At 75.2% G+C, this 3,877-nt stretch carries 5 protein-coding genes; 2 read left to right on the top strand and 3 right to left on the bottom strand.

What is annotated here, in order from left to right; translation table 11 throughout:
• A partial coding sequence (locus tag EBO15_RS44945) for a hypothetical protein (protein WP_122200146.1) occupies positions 1-472 on the top strand: 472 nt, incomplete at its 5' end.
• A gap of 51 nt (positions 473-523) precedes the next feature.
• Here the strand turns inward: EBO15_RS44945 and EBO15_RS42815 are convergent.
• Positions 524-1,336, bottom strand: coding sequence for an ABC transporter permease (locus EBO15_RS42815; protein WP_122200147.1), 813 nt, complete (start codon positions 1,334-1,336; stop codon positions 524-526).
• Positions 1,333-2,319, bottom strand: coding sequence for an ATP-binding cassette domain-containing protein (locus EBO15_RS42820; RefSeq protein ID WP_122200148.1), 987 nt, complete (start codon positions 2,317-2,319; stop codon positions 1,333-1,335). The genes EBO15_RS42815 and EBO15_RS42820 overlap by 4 nt, the downstream gene beginning before the upstream one ends.
• 106 nt (positions 2,320-2,425) lie before the next feature.
• Between EBO15_RS42820 and EBO15_RS42825 the strand changes: the two genes are divergently transcribed.
• On the top strand, positions 2,426-3,208 hold the full coding sequence (locus EBO15_RS42825; RefSeq protein WP_122200149.1) for a TetR/AcrR family transcriptional regulator: 783 nt from the start codon (positions 2,426-2,428) through the stop codon (positions 3,206-3,208).
• A 7-nt stretch (positions 3,209-3,215) separates the two neighbouring features.
• On the opposite strand, the gene EBO15_RS42830 is transcribed toward EBO15_RS42825, so the two are convergent.
• The coding region (locus EBO15_RS42830) for an ATP-dependent helicase C-terminal domain-containing protein (protein ID WP_325051989.1) at positions 3,216-3,877 on the bottom strand (662 nt) is incomplete at its 5' end.

Raw genomic sequence — 3,877 nt, forward strand, 5'->3', positions numbered from 1 at the left:
GGGCACCCCCGGCGCGCGGGCGTTCCTGCGCGGGCTCGCCGCGATCGGCCCGGCCGAGGTCCGCGCCGTCGCCACGCGCGCTGCGGACGGCATGGGCGCGGACGAGCCGTCCTGGGCCGGGGACCTCGGAGCGGTCACGCCCGGCCAGGTCTGGCTGATCCAGGAGGGCCCGCTCGACGGCGACCGGCTCATCTGCGAGTTCCGCTACCCGGATGGTCGCGGGCTGCACGCGATCGCCGTCCGGCTCGGCTACGGGGACACGCCCGGCGAGATCGTCCCGGTCGGGGACGTCCCGGCGCTGATGACCGCGGCCCGGCAGGCGATGCAGGCCGAGCTGTGCACCGTCCAGCCGTTCTCGCCCGCGGCGGTGGGTGAGCGCCTGCGCGCCGTGCTCGACGGCGCGCAGGCGGTACCGGACGAGTGCTACCCGGCGCTCGCCCTCGCCCGGCACCGCGCCTCGCTCCTGCCCTAGCTTCTGAACCAGGCCCTGGGCGCTCTTCCCTAGGCGCCTGCGTCGCCCTCTCTAGCTGAGCCGCCGGTAGCGGCGGACGGCCAGCGGCAGCGACACCGCCGTGATCACCAGCGGCCAGGCGACGGCCAGCGCGAGCGCGTGGGTCCCGGGCCAGGAGTGGGACTCCCATCCCGGCTGGCCGAACAGGCCGCGGCAGGCCGTGACGGTCGCCGACAGCGGGTTCCACTCGGCGATCGCGCCCAGCCAGCCCGGCATCGTGGACGGGTCGATCATCGCGCTCGACAGGAACCCGACCGGCCAGACCAGCACCTGGATCACCATCACCGACTCCGGCCCCTTGGCCACCAGGCCGAGCCAGACGCCCGCCCACACCAGCGAGGCGCGCAGCAGGAGCAGCAGCCCGAACCCGGCCAGCGCCCGGACGGGCCCGTCGTGCCAGCGCCACCCGATCGCCAGGCCGCAGAGCGCCATCACCGCGAGGCCGAGCACGGCGTCCACCAGGTCGGCCGCGCAGCGCCCGGCGACCGGCGCGGACGCCGACAGCGGCAGGGCGCGGAACCGGTCGGTGATCCCCCGGGACGCGTCGGCCGCGATCGCGGTGAACGTGCCCTCCAGGCCGAACGCCATGGTCAGGGCGAACATCCCGGGCATGATGAACTCGCGGTAGTTCCCGCCGGGGGCCTCCATCTGGCCGCCGAACAGGTAGCCCATCATCAGCACGACCATCACCGGGAACGCGAGCGCGGCGATCAGCGCGCCGGGCCTGCGGACCCGGCGTTCCAGCTCGCGGACGGTCATCGTCCAGGCGTCCACGGCGGTCCAGCGCAGTGTCGCGGTCGTCCGGCGCAGCGTCGCGGCGGTCATCGCACGGCCTCCTTCTCCTTGGCGGGCTGATCCTTGGCGGGAACGGCCTGCTCCCTTTCGGTGAGGCGGAGGAAGACCTCGTCGAGGGTGGGGCGGCGCACGGCGATGTCGGCGACGGTGACGTGCACGTCGTCCAGGGCGCGGAGCGTCCCGGCCAGCGCGCCGACCCGGTCGGCGACCGGCGCGGACAGCCGCAGCTCGTCCTCGTCGACCTCGGGCCGGAACCCGGTGACGCGCTCGACGGCGGCGGACGCGGCGGCCAGGTCCCCCGGGTCGGCGATCACCACGTCGAGACGGTCGCCGCCGAGCTCGGCCTTCAGCCCGTCCGGGGTGCCGGACGCGATCACGCGGCCGTGGTCGATCACCGACACCTCGTCGGCGAGACGGTCGGCCTCCTCCAGGTACTGCGTGGTCATCAGGACGGTGGTGCCGCCGTCCGCCAGGCCGCGGACGGCCCGCCAGACCTCGGCGCGGGCGCGCGGGTCGAGCCCGGTGGTCGGTTCGTCCAGGAACAGGACGGCGGGGGCGAGCAGCATCCCGGCGGCGAGGTCGAGGCGGCGGCGCATCCCGCCGGAGTAGGTCCCGGCCGGGCGGTCCGCGGCGTCCGCGAGGCCGAAGGACTCGAGCAGTTCGTCCGCGCGGCGGCGGGCGGCGCGGCGGGTCAGGTGGGCGAGGCGCCCGAACATCACGAGGTTGCGGCGTCCGGTCAGCACCTCGTCCACGGCGGTGTGCTGCCCGACCAGGCCGATCCGGGCGCGGACGCGGGCCGCGTCGCGGACGGCGTCGTGCCCGTCGACCTCGGCCCGGCCCTCGTCGGGGCGGGCGAGCGTGGCGAGGATCCTGACGGTCGTCGACTTGCCCGCGCCATTGGGCCCGAGCAGCCCGTGGACCGTCCCGGCACGGACGGCCAGGTCGAGCCCGTCCAGCGCGGTGGTGTCGCCGTAGCGCTTGCGCAGGGACTCGGCCAGCACGGCGGTTCTCATCCGTCCTCCAACTCTGTACGGCGTACATAATGGAGTGTGCCACAGATCTCCGTACGTCGTACAAAGTTTTTCCGGAGACCTTCGCGATCTCTGCGAGGATGGGAGCGTGACGACCGAGTACACCGGCGCCGGCGACCCGCGCCGCAGCCTGGAGCTGCTCTGGGGCGTGCGGGAGAGGCCGCGCCGGGGGCCGCGCCCGAAGCTGACCCCCGGGCAGATCGTCGGACGGGCGGTCGAGATCGCCGACGCGGACGGCCTGGAGGCGGTGTCGATCCGCCGGATCGCCGACGACCTCGGCGTCTCCCCCATGTCGATCTACACCTACGTGCCCGGCAAGGCCGAGCTGCTGGACGCCATGCTCGACCGGGCGCTCGGCGAGGTCGTCCCGCCCGGCGGCGAGGTGACCGGCTGGCGCGCCCGGGTGGCCCACATCGCGCGCGAGAACTGGCGGATCTACCACGCGCACCCCTGGCTGCTCCAGGTCGCGACGGCGCGCCCGCCGCTCGGCCCGAACCTGCTCGGCAAGTACGAGCACGAGCTGCTCACCGTCGAGGGCCTGGGCCTCACCGACCTGGAGATGGACGCCGCGATCGCCCTGATCAACGGCCTCGCCGAGACCACCGCGCGGACGTCGGTGAACCGCGCGCGGGCGGAGCGCCGCACCGGGCTGACCGACCGGGAGTGGTGGGAGGCGACCGCGCCGTTCCTGGCCGAGCACGTCGACGCGTCCCGCTACCCGGTCAGCAGCCGCGTCGGCACTGCGTCGAGCGAGACCTACGACGCGGCCGTCGGCCCCGAGCACGCCTTCGAGTTCGGCCTGGCCCGCATCCTGGACGGCATCGAGACCCTGATCACCGCCCGGCGCGCCGGAGACTCACCCGCCGGCTGACGACCGGCTAGCGGCGGGGGTTGGCGCGGCGGGTCGCGGTCGCCTGGGTCGGGTCGTCCGGCCAGGGATGGCGCGGATAGCGTCCACGCAGCTCGGCCCGGACGGCCCTGTACCCGTCCCGCCAGAACGAGGCCAGGTCGGACGTCACGGCGGCCGGACGCCCCGCGGGCGAGAGCAGATGCACGACGAGCGGGACGCGCCCGCCCGCGATCCGCGGCGTGGCGTCCCAACCGAACAGCTCCTGAAGCTTGACGGCCAGCACCGGATGCTCGCCCGCATAGTCCACGCGCACGCGCGAGCCGGACGGCACCTCGACGCGTTCCGGCGCGAACTCGTCCAGCCGCGCGGCGCACTCCCACGGGAGCAGGGACCGCAGCGCGGACACCACGTCGATCTTCGTCAGGTCCGAACGGCGGCGCGCGCCGGACGCGTCGATCCACGTTCCGGCGTGCTCGACCAGGGCCGCGTCGTCCATCGCGGGCCAGGGTTCGCCCAGCTCACGGTGCAGGAACGCGAGCCGCTCGCGCAGGGCGCCCGCGGCCTCGGTCCAGCGGAGCAGGGCCGAGCCCTCGGCCCGCAGGCCGTCCAGGAGCGCGCCGCGCACCGCCCCGGCCCCGGGGTCGCGGAGCGGACGCGCCGCCAGCTCGATCGCGCCGAGCCGCTCGACCC

The sequence above is a fragment of the Actinomadura harenae genome (assembly GCF_003696215.1).
Taxonomy (GTDB): Bacteria; Actinomycetota; Actinomycetes; order Streptosporangiales; family Streptosporangiaceae; genus Spirillospora; species Spirillospora harenae.

Bases quoted from the DNA above. Each gene is read 5' to 3' on its own strand.
- EBO15_RS42815 (WP_122200147.1), bottom strand. From the start codon at position 1,336: ATGACCGCCGCGACGCTGCGCCGGACGACCGCGACACTGCGCTGGACC.
- EBO15_RS42820 (WP_122200148.1), bottom strand. From the start codon at position 2,319: ATGAGAACCGCCGTGCTGGCCGAGTCCCTGCGCAAGCGCTACGGCGAC.